The following is a 25,502-nucleotide window of genomic DNA, read 5'->3' as shown; positions in this document are numbered from 1 at the left end:
CTACCAGGCTTCTGTTCAAAGCCACATTTATGCAAAAAACCTCAATTACTTTTTTTTGTCCAAAGTCGAATTGCTAAAGTTGGTAAAGAAAGCTTGGAGTAATTTATCGTCTACTTCCGGCCAGCGAATGGTGGTATCTGCAAGTCCATTGAGGGTATTTTGGCAATCAAATTTTAAGCTAGGTGTTTCATTTGGTGTTGACTCTGAAGATGTATTTTCTCCAACCAGCGATACAAATGAATACAAAGCGTTATCAGTAGAAATTTGGTTACTGCGAACTAGTTCAGCTTGCCAATCCTCATCAGAAAGCTCTTGCAGAGGGTAGCCCAAAGAGCGGATGTAGTTAACAAATTGACCCCAAGGAGCAGAATGAGAACTAATTAGATGAAAAGCTTTGCCCAAAGATTCTGGCTGCTGCGACAGGTTGATTAAAGCTTTAACGAGATAGTCTACAGGTGTAATTTTTTCCATGCTGTTCATCTCTGGCGCACTTTTTAATTGAATGCAGCTTTTGATGAATCTATAAAATATGTCATTTGAATTCCAAACGCCGGTTTGACTGTGCCATGTTATTCTACCAAGCCTGTAGATACTGCAAGGCAAACCGCGATCGCGTGCCATCATGACAATCTTTTCTGCCACCCATTTACTTTGGGGATAGCCTCCAACAAGTCCTTGAGAGTGTTCTAGAGGATCATTTTCTAGAACAACCTCTAATTTGAAATACTCATCTGAGGCGAAAACGCTAAGAGTAGAAATGAAATGTACAGGCTTGATTTTGATTTGACTAGCTAATCGCAAGACTTCCTCAGTGCCAAGCACATTTGCGGCTTTGAATAAAGCGTATGGATAAATATTATTCACCAAAGCCCCATTATGGTAAATTGAGTCAATTTGCCCCGCCATGAGGTGAAACTGCTCATCACCGAGACCAAGAAGCGGTTGAGATAAATCTCCTAATACGGGAATAATCCGCTCGTTGAAAGATTCCTCCCAAAGTAAATAAGCTTTCAGGGTTTCTTGGAGCCGTTGTTTCCCTACTGTCAAATTAGCACTACGCACTAGACAGTAGATATCTGCTTGAGTTTGTTGTAATAATTCCGCCAGCAAGAAAGCACCGACAAAGCCTGTTGCTCCTGTGAGCAGAATCGCCTTTGGTTGACTCACAGGTTGATAAACCAAATTCCCAGGCTTAATTGTCTCATCAAGGACAACTTCTGCCTGTAAGTTTAAGGGAGTAATTTCATTGGCACTGACAGTAGAATCTGTCCCAGAGGTAGATTCAATAGTTTGAGCAAGTTCAGCGATCGTTGGTGCAGTAAATAAGTGGCGCAACGGTAGCTTCATCTGGAAAGTCTCATTTACCTGGGACATCACCCGAATCGTTGTCAGCGAATGGCCTCCTAAATCAAAGAAATTATCCAGAACACCCACTTTCTCTAGATGCAGTGCATCAGCCCAAATATCTGCCAATATCTTCTCTACAGGGGTACGTGGAGCCACAAAAGTGACTGCCAACTGTGTATTCTGGAAATCAGGAATGGGTAAGGCTTTGCGGTCTACTTTGCCATTGGGAGTTAACGGTAAAAACTCTAACCTGACAAAAGCAGAAGGCATCATGTACTGTGGTAATTTCTCTGTCAAGAAAATGCGTAACTCATTGGTAGTTGGTGTTTGCTCCAACTGTGGCACAAAATAAGCTACTAAGCGTTTCTCTCCTGGAATATCTTCTCTCGCCACTACCACATTTTCCCTAACTCCTGGATGCTGACTCAGCATTGCCTCAATTTCCCCTAACTCAATTCGGAAACCTCGGATTTTTAGTTGATTGTCGATGCGTCCCAGGTATTCGATGTTGCCGTCTGGTAGATAACGTGCTAAGTCTCCTGTTTTGTAAAGCCGGGAATCTGGTTCATCGTTAAAGGGATTGGGGATGAATTTCTGTTGTGCTAACTCGTTTCGGTTGAGATAACCTCGTGCCACTCCTGCACCACCAATGTGGAGTTCTCCTGGTACACCAATTGGTACTGGTTGTAATTGCGAATCTAAAATGTAGATTTCTGCATTGGCGATTGGACGACCAATGGTAATTTTCTCGTCCTCCGGAGTACATTTTGCTACTGTGGCACAGACACTGGCTTCTGTTGGGCCATAAGCGTTAAAGAAGTTTCTGTCAGCAGACCAAAGTTTTATCAATTCAGCAGGACAAGCCTCACCACCAACGACGATTGTTTGCAGCTTGGGAAGTTCTTCTGTTGGTAGGACTGCTAGGGCTGATGGTGGTAGGGTGACATGAGTAATACCATAGTCGTGTAATCGCTCCATTAACGGCATACCCGGCATTATTGAGTCTTTTGTTCCCAGGTAGAGAATTGCCCCAGATTCCCAAGCCATGATGATTTCCCAGATGGAAGCATCAAAATTGAGGGAGGCAAACTGGAGAATGCGACTATCAGAATCCAAGCCAAAAGTTTGAATCTGTGCTTGAGCTAGGTTAACTAATCCCCGATGCTCAACCATCACACCTTTGGGTTTACCTGTGGAACCACTCGTGTAAATCACATTTGCTAGATGAGACGCTGTGACTTCACTAACGGGGTTGTCCTGATTGTTTTGGCTAATGTGTAACCAGATATCATCTAAAAAGACAACTTTTGCTGGAGTTGCAGGTAGTGTATCTAAGAGTCGCTTTTGGGTCAGCAGTACTCCAACTTGAGTATCTTCGAGCATGAAGCTCAATCGCTCTTGGGGATATTCTGGGTCAAGTGGTACATAAGCACCACCCGCCTTGAGAATTCCTAGTATTCCTACTACCATTTCTAAGGAGCGTTCTACAAATATCCCCACTAATACATCTGGTTTTACACCCAAGGACTGCAAATAATGGGCCAACTGGTTAGCACGACAATTTAATTGGCGGTACGTCAATTGTTGATTGCCAAACACCACTGCCACAGCATCGGGTGTACTCAAAGACTGCTCCTCAAATAACTGATGGATACATTTATTTTGGGGATAATCTACCTGAGTATTATTCCACTCAACTAATAATTGCTGTTGCTCAGACGCTGTGAGCATTGGTAATTGCGAAATCCGCTCTTGAGGATTAGCAACAATACCTTCTAGCAATGTCACAAAATGACCCATCATCCGTTCGATAGTGCTGCAAGAAAAGAAGTCAATGTTGTACTGCCACCACCCCACTAGTCCAGTGCCAGTGTTCTCCATGACTAAACTCAGATCGAACTTTACCGTGGAAGTCTCTATTGGCAACTCACTGACACTTAACCCGGTCAACTCCAATTGAGACACAGGAGTATTCTGGAGAACGAACATCACTTGGAACAGTGGTGTATGGCTCATGTCTCGTTCTGGTTGCAATGCTTCCACCAACATTTCAAAGGGCAAATCTTGATGAGCATAGGCGGATAATGCCATTTCTCTCAGGCGCGGGAGTAATTCGCTAAAGCTGGGGTTTTCTGCCAAGTTCGTCCGCATTACTAAAGTGTTGACAAAAAAGCCAATTAGCCCTTCTATCTCGGCGCGATCGCGGTTAGCAATTGGTGTCCCCACTAAAATATCTGTTTGGCCTGTGTAGCGATAAAGCAGAGTATTATATGCCGCCAACAAAGTCATAAACAAAGTTACCCCTTGCTGTTGACTCAGCTTTTCCAACTTTTGGGTTAGTTCCGCAGAGAGTGTAAACTTCAGATGTGCGCCATTGAAAGTCTGCACAGCAGGTCTAGGTCTATCTGTGGGTAATGGCAAAAATGTAGGTGCATTTGCCAATTGTTGTTTCCAGTAACTCAATTGGCTATTGAGTACCTCTCCTTGCAACCATTGTCTTTGCCAAATTGCAAAATCTGCGTACTGAATTGGCAGTGGCAACAGGGGTGACGGTTGACCGATTGAATAAGCATTGTACAGTGCTTGTAACTCCTCGACAAACACACTCATTGACCAACCATCACTGACAACATGGTGCATACACACTAATAACCACTGTTCTTTTGCAGACAGTATCAGTAATGTGGCTCTGATTAATGCTTCTGACTCTAAGTTAAAAGGTTGAATTGCTTGTTGTTGAAGTAATTTCTGTGCAGTAGTTTGTTGTTCTGTTACGGGTAAATGCTGCAAGTCAACAACAGTAATTGTCCAATTCGTCTGGGTTTGAATTATTTGTAAAGGCTTTCCATCAATGACAACAAAGTTGGTGCGTAATGCTTCGTGGCGATGAATAATTTCCCTAAAGCTTTGTTCTAAGGCAACAACATTAATAGTTCCGACTAAGCGCAACCCGAAGGGGATGTTGTATGAGGCACTGTTCGGGTTTAACTTGTCTAAAAACCACAAACGCTGTTGAGCATAAGACAGTGGTATTTCTGTATTCTCTGCCCGCTTTAAGATGGGTGGTGCAACAATTTCTAAGTCTTGTTGCTGCAACTGTTGAATGTTTTGGGATAATTGAGCGATTGTTGGTGCAGCAAATAAGCTACGCAATGGTAGTTCTACTTTCAAGTTGGTACGGACGCGGGAAACCAGTTGCGTTGCTAGTAGCGAATGTCCTCCAAGTTCAAAGAAGTTATCATGTATGCCCACAATATCTACTTTCAGCACTTGCGCCCAAATTAGTGACAAAATTTCTTCAATTGGGTTACGTGGAGCAACATACTGATCTGATAATTGACTGTGTAAATCAGGTGCTCTCAATGCGCGACGGTCTAATTTTCCGTTGGAGGTAATTGGTAAAGCTTCCAAGATAACTATTGCACTTGGCAGCATATACTCTGGTAATTTCTCCTTCAGGAAGCTACACACAGCGCTTACAGAGACTCTCTGCTCTGGCTGCGACACAATGTAAGCGACTAAGCGTTTATCACCTGGGGTATCTTCTCGCACAACCGCACAAGAAGCCTGTACATTAGTATGTTGGTTCAGTACTGCTTCAATTTCGCCCAACTCGATGCGGAAACCGCGAATTTTCACCTGATTGTCAATGCGTCCTAAAGATTCAATGTTCCCATCAGGTAAATAACGTGCTAAATCCCCTGTTTTGTAGAGGCGCTCAGAAGAAGCAGAGGGGCAGAGGGGATGGGGGGCAGAGGGGAAGAAAGACTGCTCCTCTGCTCCCCTGCTTCCACCGAAGGGGTTGGGGATGAATTTTTCTTGTGTTAACTCTGGGCGGTTCAAGTAGCCTCTGGCTAAAAGCACACCAGCAATGTACACTTCCCCTTGTACACCAATGGGTACAGGCTGTAAATATTTATCTAGGATGTAGATTTGAGTATTAGAAATGGGTCGCCCAATTGGAGGTAGTGGCGGCCAAGTGTCTACTAAACTAGGCAAAGTAAAACTGGTGGCTACATGGCTCTCGGATGGCCCGTAATGATTGTGCAGAGTACAGTTACTTAGCTGACTCAGCCACTTGGAAATGGCAGGAGTAATCTGCAACTGTTCCCCAGCAGTAATGATTTCCCGCAAATGAGTATTTACTAACTCACTACCAACAGCGAATTCTGCTAGTTGTTGTAATCCCACAACGGGGAGAAACATTCTTTGAATTGCTTTTTCTTGGATTACTCTTAACAAATTTGAGGTATCGTGGCGTAATTCCTCAGTTATTAAGAACAATGTACCGCCAGAACACCAAGTAGTGAAGATTTCTTGGAAGGAGACATCAAAGTTAATTGAAGCAAATTGTAGGGTTTTTGCGCCACGAGCAATTTTCAGATTGTCCGGATGCCACAAAATCAGATTGCAAAGGGCAAGCTGATTCATGGCTATACCCTTTGGTTGACCTGTAGAACCAGAAGTGTAAATTATGTAACCCAAGTTATTGGCTTGTACGCCAGTGATGAAATTATCCTGGCTGTACTGAGAAATTAATTCAGCGTCAGTATCTAGGCAAACAAGCTGTGTTTGATTTGGGGGCAGTCGGTCAAGAAGCGATCGCTGGGTTAGCAACACTTTAGCTTGAGTATCTTCTAAAATATATCTCAAACGCTCAGTTGGATACTCTGGATCGAGTGGTACATACGCTCCCCCTGCTTTGAGAATTCCCAACAGTCCAATGACCATCTCCAAAGAACGCTCGACACACAACCCGACTAGAATATCTGCACCTACACCCAAAGAACGCAAGTGATGAGCTAATTGGTTAGCGCAACAGTTTAATTGGTTGTAAGTAAGTTGTTGATTTTCATACACAACTGCCACTGCATCGGGTGTCAGTTCCACCTGCTCCTCAAACAAATGATGAATGCACTTATGAAGGGGATAATCAACTTGAGTATCGTTCCACTCAAAAAGTAATTTTTGTTGCTCAACTTCACTCAGCAGGGGCAATTGTGAGATTTGCTGTTGAGGGTTAGCAACAATGCCTTCAAGCAAGGTGACAAAATGGCTTGTCATGCGCTCGATAGTACTAGCATCAAACAAGTCAGTGCTGTACTCCCACAATCCTATCAGCCCAGTAGGACTGTTCTGCATGATTAAGGTTAAATCAAACCTGGAAGTTGTCAGTTTTACTGGCAATGAACTGACATTGAGCTTACTCATTTCTAATCCAGATGTGGGCGCATTCTGGAGGACAAACATTACCTGGAACAGTGGTGTGTGGCTGAGATCCCGTTCTGGCTGCAATGCTTCCACCAGCATTTCAAAGGGCAAATACTGATGAGAGTATGCCTCCATTGCCATATCCCGAACATGGGTAAGTAATTTGCTAAAGGTGGGATTTTCTGTCAAGTTAGTCCGCATGACTAAGGTATTGACAAAAAAGCCAATTAACCCTTCAATCTCAGTGCGATCGCGGTTAGCAATTGGCGAACCCACTAATATATCTTCTTGTCCTGTGTAGCGATAAAGCAGGGTATTATATGCCGCTAACAAAGTCATAAACAAAGTCACCCCTTGCTGTTGACTCAGTTTGGTTAGTTGTTGAGTTAACTCAACAGACAGGGCAAACTCAAGATATGCACCATTGAAAGTCTGCACAGCAGGTCTGGGTCTGTCTGTGGGTAATGACAAGAATGTGGGTGCATTTGCCAATTGTTCTTTCCAGTAACTCAATTGGCTGTTGAGTACTTCCCCGACTAACCATTGTCTTTGCCATAAGGCGAAATCTGCGTACTGAATTGGCAGTGGCAACAGGGGTGAGGGTTGACCTTGAGAATAAGCATTGTACAGTGCTTGTAACTCCTCAACAAACACACCTATTGACCAGCCATCAGATACAACGTGGTGTATACATACTACTAACCACTGTTCTGTAGGAGACAACACCACTAATGTCGCTCTGATTAATGCATCATGAGCTAAGTCAAAAGGCTCAATTGCTTCTTGTTGGACTAATTTCTGTGCAGCGATTTCTTGTTCTGTTAAGGTTAAATGCTGCAAGTCAACAACTGTCAGTGACCAATTTGGTTCTATTTTAATGATTTGAGTTGGTTTTCCATCAAGGGAAACAAAATTAGTGCGTAATACTTCGTGGCGATAAATAATTTCCCTGAAGCTTTGTTCCAAAGCGACAACATTCACATTCCCGACAAAGCGCAACCCTATTGGGATGTTGTAGAAAGGACTGTCCGGCTCGAACTGGTCTAAAAACCACAAACGCTGTTGAGCATAAGACAATGGTAGTTCTGTATTCTCTGCCCGCCTTAAAATGGGTGATGCAGCAAGTTCTATATCTTGTTGCTGTAATTGCTGAATTAATGGCGCTAACTCTGCAATTGTTGGTGCAGCAAATAACGAACGCAATGGCAGTTCTAATTTCAAGCTGCTACGCACACGAGAGACGAGTTGCGTTGCTAATAGAGAGTGTCCTCCCAAGGTAAAAAAGTTATCATGTCTGCCTACAAGCTCTATTTTTAGGACTTCTTGCCAAATCAGTGCCAGGATTTCTTCTAGGGGCGTGCTTGGGGCTACATATTTATCTGATAATTTATTACTTGGCTCTGGTGCTGGTAGGGCGCGACGGTCTATTTTGCCATTGGAGGTTAGGGGTAAAGATTCTAAGATGACGATCGCACTTGGTATCATGTATTCTGGTAGCTTTTCTTTGAGAAAGCTACGCAGAACGCTTACTGTGGGTGTTATCTGTGGCTGCGGTACTATATAGGCGACTAGGTGCTTATTTCCGGGAATGTCTTCGCGGACGATGACTACAGATGTTTGCACATCTTTATGTTGACTTAGTGCTGCTTCGATTTCTCCCAATTCGATACGAAATCCACGGATTTTTACTTGGTTGTCGATACGTCCCAGATATTCGATATTGCCATCTGGTAGATAACGAGCCAAATCTCCGGTTTTATAGAGGCGGGGGCTGGGGACTGGAGATTGGGCTATTTTTCTCCTCCGCTCCCTTACCCCTCTGCTCCTCTGCTCCCCTGCTCCCCTGCTTCCACTGAAGGGGTTGGGGATGAATTTCTCTTGTGTTAACTCGCTTCGGTTGAGGTAGCCTCTCGCTAATCCTGCACCACCGATGTGTAACTCTCCTGGTACACCCACAGGTACCGGTTGTAAGTTTTGATCGAGTATGTATATCTGGGTATTGGAAATTGGGCGACCAATAGGCACAGTCTTCAAATTGCTCTCTGGTTGACATTCCCAGAAGGTGACATCAATTGCGGCTTCTGTAGGCCCGTAGAGATTATGCAATTGACACCCTAAACAAGCAAAAAAGCGTTCCTGAAGTTCTTTTGGCAGTGCTTCGCCACTACAAATAACTCGCTTCAAGCTACTGCAATCTTTTAAACCTTGTTCTTCTATGAAAATCTGGAGCATTGAAGGAACAAAATGCAGTGTGGTAACTTGCTGCTCTAGTATTAGGTTGACCAAGTAACCACTATCTTTATGTCCACCTGGTTTAGCTACAACTAAACGCGCTCCAGTCAATAATGGCCAGAAAAACTCCCAAACGGAGACATCGAAGCTGAAAGGAGTTTTCTGTAAAACGCAGTCTATTTCTGTTAATTGATATGCTTGCTGCATCCACAGGAGGCGATTGCAAATCCCTAGATGCGTATTTATCGCTCCTTTAGGCTTTCCGGTGGAACCCGAAGTGTAAATTACATAAGCCAAGTTACTAGCTTGCACAGCAGCAATTGGATTTTGCTGATTCAACTGGGGAATGATTTGCCAGTCGGTATCTAAGCAAACAACACGCGCTTGATGTTCTGGTAATTTCTCAACTAATTGCTGCTGACTCAGTAATACTGAAACTTGAGCATCTGCAAGCATAAAGCTTAAACGGTCTTGGGGATACTCAGGGTCAAGCGGTAAGTAAGCCCCACCCGCCTTGAGAATGCCCAACAGTCCTACCACCATCTCCAAAGAACGCTCGGCACATATCCCCACCAGCACATCGGCTCCCACACCCAAAGAACGTAAGTAATGTGCCAACTGGTTAGCACGACAATTTAACTCGTGATACGTCAATTGTTGATTTTCAAACACCACCGCCACAGCATCGGGCGTGCGCTCCACCTGCTCCTCAAACAACTGATGGATACATTTATCTTGGGGATAATCTACTTGAGTATCATTCCACTCAATTAATAATTGCTGTTGCTCAAATGCTGTGAGCATTGGTAATTGCGAAATCCGCTCTTGGGGATTCGCCACAATTGCTTCAAGTAGAGTCACAAAATGACCAGTCATCCGTTCGATAGTGCTGCTATCAAATAAGTCAGTGTTGTACTCCCACCACCCCACGAGTCCATTGTTAGTGTTTTGCATTCCTAAAGTAAGGTCAAACTTGGCGATCGCACTTTCTATTGGCAATGAACTGACACTTAACCCAGTCAACTCTATTTCAGATGTGGGTGCATTATTAAGAACGAACATCACTTGGAACAGTGGTGTATGGCTCAAGTCCCGTTCTGGCTGCAATGCTTCCACCAACATTTCAAAGGGCAAATCTTGATGAGCGTAGGCGGATAATGCCATTTCCCGGATATGTGGGAGTAATTCGTTAAAACTGCGATCGCCTGATATCTCAGTCCGCATGACTAAGGTATTGACAAAAAAGCCAATTAACCCTTCTATCTCAGTGCGATCGCGGTTAGCAATTGGCGAACCTACCAGGATATCTTCTTGTCCTGTGTAGCGATAAAGCAGGGTATTATATGCCGCTAACAAAGTCATAAACAAAGTCACCCCTTGCTTTTGACTCAGCTGCACCAACCGTTGAGTTAGTTCACTAGACAGAGTAAACTCAAGATATGCACCATTGAAAGTCTGCACAGCAGGTCTGGGTCTGTCTGTGGGTAGTGGCAAGAACGTGGGTGCATTAGCCAATTGTTCTTTCCAATAACTCAATTGGCTGTTAAGTACTTCCCCGACTAACCATTGTCTTTGCCATAAGGCGAAATCTGCGTACTGAATTGGCAGTGGTAATAAGGGTGATGGTTGACCTTGAGAATAAGCATTGTACAGTGCTTGTAACTCCTCAACAAACACACCTATTGACCAGCCATCAGATACAACGTGGTGCATACATACTACTAACCACTGTTCTGTATGAGACAGCACCAGTAATGTTGCTCTGATTAATGCTTCTGACTCTAAGTCAAAAGGAAGAAGTGCTTGTTGTTGGACTAATTGCTGTGCAGCGATTTCTTGTTCTGTTAAGGCTAAATGCTGCAAGTCAACAACTGTAACTGTCCAATTCGTCTTAGTTTGAATGATTTGAGCAGCTTGTCCATCAACAACAACAAAGTTAGTACGTAATGCTTCGTGGCGATGAATAATTTCAATTAAGCTTTGTTGTAGCGCGGCAACATTAAGAGTTCCGACTAAGCGCAACCCGAAGGGGATGTTGTATGAAGCACTGTTCGGCTCGAACTGGTCTAAAAACCACAAACGCTGTTGAGCATAAGACAGTGGTAAGTTTGCATTCTCTGCTCGCCTTAAGATGGGTGGTGCAACAAGTTCTAAGTCTTGTTGCTGTAACTGCTGAATCAATGGCATTAATTCCGTAATTGTTGATGCAGCAAATAACTCACGTAATGGTAGTTCTACTTTGAAGCTAGTGCGGATGCGTGAAACCAGTTGCGTTGCTAGGAGTGAGTGTCCCCCAAGTTCAAAGAAATTATCGTAAATACCCACTTGCTCTACTTTCAAAACTTGCGCCCACAGGAGTGCAAGCATTTCCTCAACAGGTGTACGAGGAGCGACATATTTTTCTAGGAGTGCGGTGTCTAATTCTGGTTTTGGCAGAGCGCGGCGGTCTACTTTGCCGTTGGGAGTCAAGGGGAAAGATTCCAAGATTACTATTGCCGAAGGTATCATGTAATCTGGCAGCTTTGCTTTGAGGAATTGACGTATTTCGCCCATCGTAGGTTGACAGTCCTGATGCGTTACGATGTAGGCGACTAAACGTTTATCTCCAGGGGTATCTTCGCGGACAATGACACAAGATACCTGCACATCGCTGTGTTGGCTCAGGACTGCTTCAATTTCGCCCAACTCAATCCGTAAACCACGTATTTTTACTTGGTCGTCGATGCGTCCTAAGTATTCAATATTTCCATCGCTTAAATAACGTGCTTTATCCCCAGTTTTGTAGAGGCGCTCAGAAGAGGCAGAGGGGAAAGACTGCTCCTCTGCTCCCCTGCTCCCCTGCTCCCCTGCTCCCCTGCTTCCACCGAAGGGGTTTTGGATGAATTTTTCTTGTGTTAACTCGGTGCGGTTAAGGTATTCCCTAGCTAGACCATCTCCACCAATGTATAATTCTCCCGGTACACCAATACCCACTGGTTGTAGTTGGGAATCTAACAAATAGATTTGTGTGTTAGAAATTGGTTGCCCGATGGGAATAGTTGTTGCGCCTTCTGGCACATCCTGCACCAAGTACCAGGAACTAAATGTTGTATTCTCTGTTGGCCCATAAACATGGAGTAGTCGCTGCGGCGCACCATTGTTGAGTACTTCTTTAACCCATTTAGGATCGACAGCCTCGCCGCCAAATAGAAGATGCCGTAGTGAATTGAAAGCAGAGGGGACTTCTTGAGCAATTTGATTGAACAAAGCAGTTGTCAAGAATAACACACTGATACTTTGCGATCGCATAAAGACTTCGAAATCTTTGGGCGAAAGTGCCAAATCTTTGCTCACTCCTACCAACCGCGCTCCGTTCAGTAAGGCTCCCCAAATTTCAAAAGTAGCAGCATCGAAGGCGTGATTTGAGGCTTGGGCAATTACATCACCAGCAGAAATGCTGATATAGTTGGTTTCTTTGACGAGTCGAACTACACTTCGATGGACAATGCTCACACCTTTGGGTTGACCGGTAGAACCGGAGGTGTACATTACATAAGCTAAGTTATCAGCTGTGACGCTGGTAGTTGGGTTCTGTTGTGTGTGTTGATTGATGATATCCCAGTTTGAGTCTAAGCAAATTACACTAGCTTTGTGTTCGCCTAATTTATTAACTAGTTTTTCTTGAGTCAATATGACTGATAACTGAGTATCTTCAAGCATGAAGGTCAATCGCTCTTGAGGATATTCTGGGTTAAGTGGCACATAAGCACCACCCGCCTTGAGAATCCCCAATAGTCCCACGACCATTTCTAAGGAACGCTCCACACATATCCCCACCAGCACATCAGCTTTCACACCCAAAGATTGCAAATAATGCGCCAACTGGTTAGCACGGCTGTTCAATTCGCGGTATGTGAGATGTTGATTCTCGTACACCACTGCGACAGCATCGGGTGTAAGCTCTACCTGCTCCTCAAACAACTGATCAATAGATTTATCCTGGGGATAGTTAGATTGGGTATCGTTCCATTCAACGAATAGCTGTTGCTGCTCAGATTCTGTTAGTATTGGCAACTGGGAAATTCGTTGCTGAGGATTAGTAGCGTAGACGCAAAGCGGCTTGTCGTCAGACATCGCCTCAAGCATTGTTCTAAAATGACCCAGCATTCGGCTAATCGTTCCATCTTCAAACCGACTAGTATCGTACATCACCCTCAGTGACAATTGCTCACCAGGAGAAACTGAAACTGCCAAAGGATAATTTGTTTGTTCAATCCACCTAAAATTCGAGAGGGAAAAATCGCTATTGCCTTGTAGAACAGTAGTATCAACAGGATAATTCTCAAAAACAACAATACTCTCAAACAAAGATGTACCCCTGGGAACATCACTCAGCCCCTGAATCTCTACCAATGAGCTATAGGAAAACTGCTCAGACTCAACCTGTTTTGCCTGTAAATCCTTCAATAAACCCAGCAATTCAGTCTGCTCGGAGATTTGCACCCGCACTGGCAGAGTATTGATAAACAAACCCACTATCGACTCTACACCAACAAGTTCAGGCGGACGACCAGACACTGTTGCACCAAAAACCACATCTGTTTCTTGGCTGTAGCGAGACAGCAACAATCCCCAAGTCGCCTGCACCAAATTACTCATCGTCAATTGATGCTGTCTGACAAAAGACACTACTGCTGCTGTCGCTGGTACAGTTAAGTCAATTTGTTGTTCACTGTAGATCGAATGCTGCTCGCGCATTGACAATGGTTTATCCACAGTCAAAGGTGTTGGTGTAGTAAAACCTTGCAGCTTTTCTCGCCAAAATTCTTTAGCTAAATCTCGATCCTGTTGCTGTAACCAAGCAATATAGTTGCGGTAGCTGACAGTTCCGATGTTAGATAAACTTTTACCCTGAGAAATAGCTTGATAAAAGTCCAACAGGTCTTGGAAAACCAAAGGTGACGACCAGCCATCAAGTAATAAATGATGATGACACCAAACAAACTGATAAGTATTCCCATCCAACTGGATTAGATGTAGGCGCATTAATGGCGCTTGCGATAGTTGAAAACCCTGTTGTCGCTCAGAATCCAGAAAAGTCTCTAATTGCTGTTGCTGCTCTTGTGTAGATAACTCGCGCCAGTCATAAGTTTCGACCGTCACCTGAACCTGTCGATACACTACTTGAACTGGCTGACTCAAAGACTCCCAAAGGAAAGCTGTGCGAAAGACGGGATGCCGAGCTACCACTTGCTGCCAAGCTTGCTCGAAGATTTTTACATCTAGATTTCCCGTAAAAATGCAAGTTATCTGCTCAAAATATACACCTGAGTCTGGAGTATATAAACTTTCAAACAGCATCCCCCCTTGCATGGGAGATAAGGGATAAATATCTTCAATATTTTGGCGATTAGTTTTGCTAAGTTCTAACTTCATAAATTTTGTAATATCCGATCTAGTTCTAGTTGGTTAATTTGAATTAATGGAAAATCTGTAGGTGTATAACCTGTATTTTCTGGTGATAAACAATGAGCAATGATCTGCTGCAAAGTTTCGACAAATTCTTGGGCAATATTTTCAATTGTTGCGTGCTGATGGATATTGCTGCTGTATGTCCAATCTATTTGCAGATGTTCGTTAATAATAATGGCATTAATGTCTAGCAAATAATGGCGATGACCTTGTAAACTCTCGCTGTTTCCGCTAGACTCATTAGCTATTTGCATTAGAGAAGATGTATTCACAACTTGAGAAAATTGTCCCAAATAATTAAAGCTAATTTCTGCTTGGGGAATTTTTTCCAGTTGGGCGTTAATTTCTGCATCAACATTCAGATAACGCAATAAGCCATAGCCAATACCTTTATTAGGAATTACACGTAATTGTTCCTTGACGGATTTTAAAACAGTACCCAGATCATCTATGATTCCCAGTTCCACAACCACTGGGAAAATTGTTGTAAACCAACCAACGGTGCGTGATAAGTCTACGCCATCAATAATCTCTTCACGCCCATGACCTTCTAAGTTGAATAACACTGACTCAGAGTTAGTCCATTCGCTCAACACCAGCACTAAGGCAGTTAGCAAGATATCATTTATTTGTGTTTTGTAAGCTTTCGGAACATCTTGCAGGAGGGAAAGAGTTTCAGCTTCATCTAATGATATTGATATTGTCCTAGCCGATGCAGTTGTGTTTACTCCTTGTGCATAGTCTACGGGGATAGAGTCAACTGCATCGTAAGATGCACTCAACCAATAATCTAGTTCTGATTTCAAGACTTCTGATTGAGCATATTCTGTCAGTTGTCGCGCCCAATCTTTGAAGGATGTGGTTTTGGCAGGTAGCTGAATGGTTTTGCCTTGACTGAGTTGCTGGTAAGCTGTCTGCAAATCTTCTAACAATATCCGCCAGGAAACACCGTCTACTACTAGGTGGTGAATTACTATTAGCAATCGCGCTTTTTTGTCAATACCCAGCCAGAAAAATGCTACTTGCACGAGATTTTCTGAAAGATTTAAACTCGCCTGTAATTCATTGGCTGTGGTTTCAATGACAGTTTCTATCTGAGTTTCTGGAACTGTCGATAAGTCAAAACGGGGGATAGTAATATTATCTGTTGGGGCAGCATGAATCTGCTGCCATATTGTATCTGTTTGGGTGAATCTTAGCCTTAGAGCATCATGATGTTTTAATAATTGTTGCCATACTTGCTCTAATATTTCTAGGTCGAGGTTTGATGGTACTGTGAGAAGAAATGATTGATTAAAGTGGTGATTTTCTGGTAATTTCTGCTGGAAAAACCAGTGTTGAATTGGTGTTAGGGGTAATGTCCCACTGACTAATCCTTGTTCAATTGAGAGTGCTTTTGTTGTACCTACAACTGTGGCTAATTGGGCGATGGTTTGATTGGCAAATAGTTGTTTGACTGTCAGTTTTATGCCGGCAACTTTTGCTCTGCTGATGATTTGAATGCTGAGGATAGAATCTCCTCCTAGTTCAAAAAAGTTATCGTGTATGCCTATTTGCTCTACTCTTAATACTTGCGTCCAAATTTGGGCTAATTTTTCTTCAATCGGGGTGTGCGGTGCTACTAGGTTGCTTTCTATTCCTGTGCGTGCTTCTGGTTGTGGTAGGGCGCGACGGTCTATTTTGCCGTTGGGGGTTAGGGGTAGGGATTCTAGAGTGACGATCGCACTTGGTACCATGTAGTCTGGTAGCTTTTCTTTGAGAAAGCTACGCAGAACGCTTACTATGGGTGTTATCTGTGGCTGCGGTACTATGTAGGCGACTATGCGTTTATTTCCGGGAATGTCTTCGCGGACGATGACTACAGATGTTTGCACATCACTATGTTGGCTTAGTGCTGCTTCGATTTCTCCCAACTCGATGCGGAAACCCCGGATTTTTACTTGGTTGTCGATGCGACCCAGGTATTCGATATTGCCATCTGGTAGATAACGAGCCAAGTCCCCAGTTTTATATAATCTACTCCCTCCTAACGACGCTCGCGGACTCGCTAACGCTGCGCTATCCTCAAACGGGTTGGGTATAAATTTTTCTTGCGTTAACTCTGGACGATTGAGGTAGCCTTTTGCTAATCCTGCACCACCGATGTGTAACTCTCCTGGTACACCCACAGGTACTAGTTGTAAGTTTTGGTCGAGTATGTAGATTTGCGTGTTGTCAATTGGACGACCAATTGGGACAAGTTGTGGATAAATCTCACGCTGACAATTCCAGAAAGTTGCATCAATACAAGCCTCTGTTGGCCCGTAGAGATTGTGCAAATTTACATCTAGTTTACTTAACAAGCCTTCTTGCAGAGTAACGGGTAAGACTTCACCGCCACAAAACACGTGTTTGAGGGAGTGACAAGTTTCGATTCCTCCCTGTTCTAAAAGCATTTGTAGTAGAGATGGAACAAGTTGAACAGTAGTTACCTGCTGCTGGGCAATTAACCTTAAGAGATAAGCACTGTCAGTATGACCTCCAGGTTCAGCTATTAACAACTGTCCACCTACTAACAATGGAGCGTAGAATTCCCAAACTGAGGCATCAAAGCCAAAGGGAGTTTTTTGCAGTACTTTGTCTTTTTTAGTCAAGGGGAATGTTGCTTGCATCCAGAACATGTGGTTGCAAAGGTTACTGTGAGATAGCATTACCCCCTTCGGTTGACCAGTAGAGCCAGAAGTATAGATCAGATAAGCTACGTTATTAGCTTGCACCTGGGCAATGGGATTCTCCTGGCTAGACTTAGCGATCGCAAACCAGTCTTTATCTAAGTGGACTACACGCGCTTGATATTGAGGAAGAGACTCAACTAGATGCTGTTGGGTAAGCAAGACTGAAACTTGAGCGTCTGCAAGCATGAAAGTTAGACGGTCTTGGGGATACTCAGGGTCAAGTGGTACATAAGCCCCACCCGCCTTGAGAATACCAAGTAATCCCACGACCATCTCTAAAGAACGCTCCACACATATCCCCACTAGCAAATCAGCTTCCACACCCAAAGACCGCAAATAATGCGCCAACTGGTTAGCACGACAATTCAATTCGTGATACGTCAATTGTTGATTCTCAAACACCACCGCCACAGCATCGGGTGTGCGCTCCACCTGCTCCTCAAACAACTGATGGATACATTTATCTTGGGGATAATCTACTTGAGTATCATTCCACTCAATTAATAATTGCTGTTGCTCAAATGCTGTGAGCATTGGTAATTGCGAAATGCGCTCTTGGGGATTAGCAACAATACTTTCCAGCAGTGTCACAAAATGGCCAGTCATCCGTTCGATAGTGCTGCTATCAAACAAGTCTGTGTTGTATTCCCACCCTCCCACTAGTCCAGTGGTAGTGCTTTCCATTGATAAAGTTAAATCAAACTTAGCGATCGCACTTTCTATTGGCAAGGAACTGACTCTTAACCCAGTCAACTCTATTTCAGTTATAGGCGCATTATTAAGAACGAACATCACTTGGAACAGTGGTGTATAGCTGAGATCCCGTTCTGGCTGCAATGCTTCCACCAACATTTCAAAGGGCAAATCTTGATGTGCGTAGGCGGATAATGCCACTTCTCTCAGGCGCGGGAGTAATTTGCTAAAGGTGGGATTTTCAGATAAATCAGTCCGCATCACTAAAGTATTGACAAAAAAGCCAATTAACCCTTCAATCTCGGTGCGATCGCGGTTAGCAATTGGTGTCCCCACCAAAATATCTGTTTGTCCTGTATAGCGGTAAAGCAGGGTATTATAAGCCGCCAACAAAGTCATAAACAAAGTCACCCCTTGCTGTTGACTCAGTTTTATCAACTTTTTAGTTAACTCAACAGACAGGGCAAACTCAAGATATGCGCCATTGAAAGTCTGTACAGGAGGTCTAGGTCTGTCTGTGGGTAATGGCAAGAACGTGGGTGCATTTGCCAATTGTTCTTGCCAGTAACTTAATTGACTGTTAAGTACTTCCCCTTGCAACCATTGTCTTTGCCATAAGGCAAAATCTGCGTACTGAATCGGTAGTGGCAACAAAGGTGACGGTTCACTTTGAGAATAAGCATTGTATATTGCTTGTAACTCCTGGACAAACACACCTATTGACCAGCCATCACTGACAATGTGATGCATACACACTAATAACCACTGTTCTGTCTGGGACAACACTATTAATGTTGCTTTGATTAATGCCTCTGACTCTAAGTCAAAAGGTTCAAATGCTTGTTGTTTAACTAATTTCTGTGCAGCGATTTCTTGTTCTGTTAAGGGTAAATGCTTTAAGTCAACAACTGCAATTGACCAATTCGGTTGTGTTTGAATGATTTGAGTAGCTTGTCCATCAACTGTGATGAAGTTAGTGCGTAATGCTTCGTGGCGATGAATAATTTCAATTAAGCTTTCTTCTAAGGCAGCAACATTAAGAGTTCCGACTAAACGCAACCCAAAAGGGATGTTGTATGAGGCACTGTTCGGCTCGAATTGGTCTAAAAACCATAAACGCTGTTGAGCATAAGACAGTGGTGTTTCTGCATTCTCTGCCCTTGGTAATATGGGTAGTGCGGCAAGTTCTAAGTCTTGTTGCTGCAACTGCTGAATGTTATGTGATAGTTCAGCAATTGTTGGTGCAGCAAATAGCGATCGCAATGGCAGTTCTACTTTCAAGCTGCTACGCACACGGGAAATAAGTTGCGTTGCTAATAGTGAGTGTCCCCCTAACTCAAAGAAGTTGTCATGTCTGCCTACAAGGTCTACTTTTAGGACTTGTTGCCAAATCAGTGACAGTATTTCTTCAATGGGGTTGCGTGGGGCGACATATTTCTCTAATAATTCGCTACTTGGCTCTGGTGCTGGTAGAGCGCGACGGTCTATTTTGCCATTGGGGGTTAGGGGTAAAGACTCCAGGATGACTATTGCACTTGGTACCATGTAGTCTGGTAACTTTTCCTTGAGGTTACTACGTAGTTCACTAGTTATGAGTGTTACTTGTAGCTGCGGTACAATGTAGGCGACTAGGCGCTTATCACCCCTGTTATCTTCACGGGCAATAACACATGATGCTTGCACATGAGGATGTTGGCTTAGTGCTGCTTCGATTTCTCCTAACTCAATACGGAATCCCCGGATTTTTACTTGGTTATCGATACGTCCCAGGTATTCGATGTTTCCATCTGGCAGATAACGAGCTAAGTCCCCAGTTTTATACAGACGCTCGGAATTAGAGGATTGGTCTTTTGTTTCCCCCCTGCTCTCCTTCGGATTCGCCAGTCCCTCTTTGTTGAAACAACAAGATCGGGCTGGCTCACCTGCCCCCTGCCCCCTGCCTCTTTTAAAGGGATTGGGAATGAATTTTTCTTGTGTTAACTCTGGTCGGTTCAAGTAGCCTCTTGCTAATCCTGCACCACCGATATGTAACTCTCCTGGTACACCTACGGGTACTGGTTGTAAGTTTTGGTCAAGTATGTAGATTTGCGTATTGGAAATTGGGCGACCAATAGAAATCAAGCTCTCACTAGATTCGAGTTGACATACCGATGACCAAATAGTAGTTTCTGTTGGCCCATAAAGGTTCCAGAAAGAAGTGCTTCTGGCAAGCAGTTCATTAACTAGATCCCAAGGTAAAGCTTCACCCCCACAAAGTATTTTTAGATCGCTAAATTGGTAGTTGGAGTCTAAAAGCAATCTCCAAGTAGCTGGAGTTGCTTGCATAATTGTTGCCTTAGACTTAACTAGCAAATCAAATAACTCTCTTCCATCAAGAGTCACGTCACGACGGGCTATGACCAGACATGCACCTACACTTATAGGCAGAAAAATTTCTAAGGCAGCAATATCAAAGGAAATAGTAGTGATTGCAAGCAGTGTATCTTGTTTTGTTATTCCTGGGCGCTGCTGCATGGCAGATAGGAAATTGCTCACAGCCGTATGTGAAATTTGCACACCTTTGGGCTGTCCTGTAGAACCGGAAGTATAAATCACATAAGCTAAGTTACTAGCTTGGACATTAGTGATGGGATTTCCTTGAGGCAACTGAGAAATAAGCTGCCAGTTAGTATCCAAGCTTACAAGCTGCGCCTGACATTGAGGTAATTTTTCAACTAAATGCTGTTGGGTAAGCAGCACTGAAACTTGAGCATCTTCCAAGATAAAGCGCAAACGCTCTTGAGGATATTCTGGATCGAGTGGTACGTAAGCCCCGCCCGCCTTGAGAATACCCAACAGCCCAACCACCATTTCTAAAGAGCGCTCCACACAAATTCCCACCAGTACGTCGGCGGACACTCCCAAAGAACGTAAGTAGTGCGCCAACTGGTTAGCACGACAATTCAACTCGTGGTATGTCAATTGTTGATTGTCAAACACCACTGCTACGGCATCGGGTGTACGCTCTACTTGCTCCTCAAATAACTGATGGATACATTTATCTTGGGGATAATCTACTTGAGTATCATTCCACTCCACTAATAACTGTTGCTGCTCAGATGGGGTCAAAATTGGCAATTGGGAAATCCGCTCGCTAGGATTTGCCACAATTGCCTCAAGCAGTGTCAGAAAATGACCAGTCATCCGTTCGATAGTGCTGCTATCAAACAAGTCAGTGTTGTACTCCCACCATCCAAAGAGTCCATTGGGAGTGTTTTCCATTGATAAAGTTAAATCAAACTTTGCCGTGGTGATTGCTATTGGCAAGCCACTGACACTTAACTCAGTCAACTCTATTTCAGACATGGGAGCGTTCAGAAGAACGAACATCACCTGAAATAGTGGTGTATGGCTGAGATCCCGTTCTGGCTGCAATGCTTCCACCAACATCTCAAAGGGCAAATCTTGATGTGCGTAGGCTCCGAAAGCCGTTTCTCTCAGGCGCGAAAGTAATTCGTTAAAACTGGGGTTCCCTACTAAATCAGTCCGCATCACTAAGGTATTGACAAAAAAGCCAATTAGACCTTCTAGCTCTGTGCGATCGCGGCCGGCAATTGGTGTCCCCACTAAAATATCTTCTTGTCCCGTGTAGCGGTAAAGCAGGGTATTATAAGCCGCTAATAAAGTCATAAACAAAGTCACCCCTTGCTGTTGACTTAGCTGCAACAATCGTTGAGTTAGTTCACCAGATAGGGCAAACACATGATATGAGCCATTGAAAGTCTGCACAGCAGGTCTGGGTCTATCTGTGGGTAGTGGCAAGAATGTGGGTGCATTTGCCAACTGTTTTTCCCAGTAACTCAAATGGTTTTGTAGTACTTCCCCGACTAACCATTGTCTTTGCCAAATTGCATAATCTGCATACTGAATTGGTAGTGGCAACAAGGGTGACGGTTGACCTTGAGAATAAGCATTGTACAGTGCTTGTAACTCTTGGATAAACAGACCTATTGACCAGCCATCAAAGACAACGTGGTGCATACACACTAATAACCACTGCTCTGTAGGAGACAGCACAATTAATGTCGCTCTGATTAATGGATCATGAGCTAAGTCAAAAGACTCAATTGCTTTTTGTTCTAGTAATTTCTGTGCAGCCGTTTTTTGTTCTGTTACTTCTGCTGAGGCTTCTCCTAACGGAGACGCTACGCCAACGCCAACAGCTTCGCTCAGTACAAGTGCGGGTAAATGCTGCAAGTCAACAACTGTTACTGTCCAATTCGTTTGAGTTTGAATTATTTGTGTTGGCTTTCCATCAACAGTAACAAAATTGGTGCGCAAGACTTCATGGCGATCTATAAGTTCTTTTAAACTTTGTTCTAAGGCTGCAAAATTAAGAGTTCCTACCAGACGCAAACCAATGGGGATGTTGTATAAGGCACTGTTCGACTCTAACTGGTTTAAAAACCATAAACGCTGTTGAGCAAATGATAGTGGTATTTCTGTATTCTCTACCCGCCTTAAGATGGGTGGTGCTGACAGTTCTATATTTTGCTGCTGTAACTGCTGAATTGATGGTGCTAACTCGGCAATTGTTGGTGCAGCAAATAACTCACGCAATGATATTTCTACTTTCAATCTGCTACGCACACGAGAGATGAATTGCGTTGCAAGTAGGGAGTGTCCTCCTAGTTCAAAGAAGTTTTCATGTCTGCCTACAAGTTCTACTTTCAGGACTTGTTGCCAAATCAGTGCCAGGATTTCTTCGATGGGGGTGCGCGGAGCTACATATTTGTCTCTTAATTCACTACTTGGCTCTGGTAGAGCGCGACGATCTATTTTACCGTTGGGGGTTAGGGGTAAAGATTCTAATATGACGATCGCACTTGGTACCATGTATTCTGGTAGCTTTTCTTTGAGGAAGCTACGCAGTTCTTGAACTGTGGGTATCTGCTCTGGTTGCAGTACGATGTAGGCTACTAGGCGTTTGTCACCCCTGTTATCTTCACGGGCCATAACACATGATGCTTGCACGTGGGGATGTTGGCTTAGTGCTGCTTCAATTTCTCCCAATTCGATGCGGAAACCACGGATTTTCACCTGATGGTCAATACGTCCCAAGTATTCGATACTGCCATCTGGCAGATAACGTGCTAGATCCCCAGTTTTATATAATTTTGAATTTTGAATTTTGAATTTTGAATTTTTGAAGGGATTGGGGATGAATTTTTCTTGTGTTAATTCTGGGCGATTGAAATAGCCTCGCGCTAACCCTGCACCACCAATGTGCAGTTCTCCTGGTACACCTACAGGTACTGGTTGTAAGTTTTGATCAAGTATGTATATCTGGGTATTGGAAATTGGACGACCTATGGAAATTTTTTGGTCTTTGGGAGTGCATTTAGCGATCGTTGCACAAACACTCGCTTCTGTCGGGCCGTAGGCGTTAAAGAAGTTTCTTCCTGTAGACCATTGTCGCATCAGTTCCAGAGGACAGGCTTCTCCGGCGACAACGATCACTTGCAATGTTGACAGTTCTTCTACTGGCAGGACTGCTAGCGCTGATGGTGGTAGGGTGACATGGGTAATGCCATCATTCTTTAATCGCTCAATTAAAGGCATACCCGGCATTATCGAGTCTTTTGTTCCTAAGTAAAGTCTTGCTCCCGATCCCAAAGCCATCAAGATTTCTGATATGCAAGCATCAAAACTGAAGGAGGCAAACTGGAGAACTCGACTATCACAATCCAAGCCGAAAGCCTGAATTTGAGCTTGAGCTAGATTGCACAATCCACTATGCTCAACCATTACCCCTTTGGGTTTGCCTGTGGAGCCGGATGTGTAAATCACATTCGCTAGATGAGTAGGCGTTATTACCTCAATCGGGTTATTCTGTTTGTTTTGCAGAATTTCTGACCAGACTTTATCTAAACAAATCAGTTTTCCCTGATAGTCAGGTAGTTGATCGAGGAGCCTCTGTTGAGTCAGTAATACTGAAACTTGAGCATCTGCAAGCATGAAGCTCAGACGGTCTTTGGGATATTCTGGGTCAAGTGGTACGTAAGCCCCACCCGCCTTGAGAATACCAATTAATCCCACCACCATCTCCAAAGAACGCTCCACACATATCCCCACCAGCACCTCGGCTCCTACTCCCAAAGAACGTAAGTAATGCGCTAACTGGTTAGCACGACAATTCAATTCGTGGTACGTCAATTGTTGATTCTCAAACACCACTGCCACAGCATCAGGTGTACGCTCCACCTGCTCCTCAAATAACCGATGAATACATTTATCGAAGGCGTAGTCTACTTGAGTATCATTCCACTCAACTAATAACTGCTGTTTCTCAGATTGTGTGAGCATTGGTAATTGGTCAATTCGTTGCTGGGGATTTGCCACAATGGCTTCGAGTAAAGTTACAAAATGCCCCATCATCCGCGCGATTGTGCTGTCATCAAATAAGTCAGTGTTGTAATTCCATGTACCTTTGAGTGAGTCTGTTCCCTCAAGAATGGTTAAGGTTAAATCAAAGGCGCCTCCTTTAGACCCTGGAATCATTGATTCCAAAATCAAACCATCGGTATCCATCTGTTGGGAGCGATCGCAGACGAAGGCTACCTGATAGAGTGGCGAAAAACTCAGGTTGCGGACAGGTTGCAGTTGCTCCACCAGCAGAGGAAAGGGGTAATCCTGATGGTCTTGGGCATTTAACACACAAGAGCGCGATCGCTCCAGCAACTTTTTAAAAGTCGGTTTTCCTGAAAGGTCTCCTCGCAAGACTACAGGATTAGTAAAATAACCCACAATATTTTCAAACTCTGAACGGCCCCGATTCACCATTGGAGAGCCAATTAAAATATCTTCTTGATTGGTATAACGTAGTAATAGTATTTTTAGTGCTGTCAATAAAACCATATAAAGAGACGCACCTTCTCTCTTCACCAATTTTGTAAGCTTTTGCCGCAGTTCTTCGTCAATAGTAAACAAGCGGGAAGCACCATTATAGGTTTGGCTCTCAGGTCTTGGTCGATCTGTTGGCAAATTGAGCAATGGCAACTCACCAGATAGTTGTTGCTGCCAGTAAGTCCACAAACTTTCTCCAGCTGAACTAGCGAGCATTTGCTCTGACCACTTCACGTAATCTTGATACTGATAGTTTTGTACTGATAGTTGGGCTGCCACATCTGTGGCGTAGGCGTAGCCAGTCGTAGACATCGCTTTATACGAAGCTCTCAGTTCACCGATCATGATTTCTAAAGAACAGAAATCTCCCACTATCTGATGTAGCGTGATTAAGAGAATATGTTCTTTTGTTGCTAATTTATCAGTTTTAATATGGTTAATTAATAAATCAAAGCGCAATATCGGGCCTTGCTCTAAGTCGAAGGGGCGATCGCTCTTTTCTGAGAGCCAGTTGTTTACATCATCTTGTCCAAGATCGAAAGCTTCTTGGATGCTAAAGTTAACTTGCTGATTTTCGTGAACTGTTTGCACAGGTTCGCCGTCAATGGTTGTAAAGGTATTCCTCAAAACTGGATGTCTTTCAACTAGAGATTGTGCTGCTTGCTTTAGGGCGGGAATATCTAAATTTGTAACTAATTTTGCTGCATACGTGGCGTTGTAGGCAGTACTGCTGGGTGCTAATTGATATAAAAACCAGAGTGCCTTTTGACCGTGAGATAGGGGATAAGTTGCAGAGCGATCGGTACTCTGGGATAAAATTCGGATAATTTCTGGTTCAGATTGCTTAATTTTTCGCAATAACTCAAGGGGGAGTGATTGTTCAGGCGATCGATAGTACAGTTTGTCTCCATCAACCCAAAGTTCAACATTCTTTGCTGAAAGATTTTCTAGAAACTTTATTAAATTCAT

At 43.7% G+C, this 25,502-nt stretch carries 2 protein-coding genes; both read right to left on the bottom strand.

All coding sequences use genetic code 11. The annotated features are described in order from the left end of the window. Positions 1–45: 45 nt before the first annotated feature. Positions 46–14,205, bottom strand: a complete 14,160-nt coding sequence (locus H6G86_RS38500; protein WP_190932990.1) for a non-ribosomal peptide synthase/polyketide synthase — start codon at positions 14,203–14,205, stop codon at positions 46–48. Continuing rightward, on the bottom strand, positions 14,202–25,502 hold the full coding sequence (locus H6G86_RS39820) for a non-ribosomal peptide synthetase (RefSeq protein WP_190932989.1): 11,301 nt from the start codon (positions 25,500–25,502) through the stop codon (positions 14,202–14,204). Before H6G86_RS39820 ends, H6G86_RS38500 begins: the two co-directional genes overlap by 4 nt.

The organism is Nostoc sp. FACHB-133 (genome assembly GCF_014698055.1).
GTDB lineage: Bacteria > Cyanobacteriota > Cyanobacteriia > Cyanobacteriales > Nostocaceae > Nostoc.
This window is presented reverse-complemented; position numbering and strand designations above follow the sequence as displayed.

Excerpts from the sequence above, each read along its gene's own strand:
- H6G86_RS38500 (WP_190932990.1), bottom strand. The coding sequence starts at position 14,205 with ATGAAGTTAGAACTTAGCAAAACTAATCGCCAAAATATTGAAGATATT.
- H6G86_RS39820 (WP_190932989.1), bottom strand. The coding sequence starts at position 25,502 with ATGAATTTAATAAAGTTTCTAGAAAATCTTTCAGCAAAGAATGTTGAA.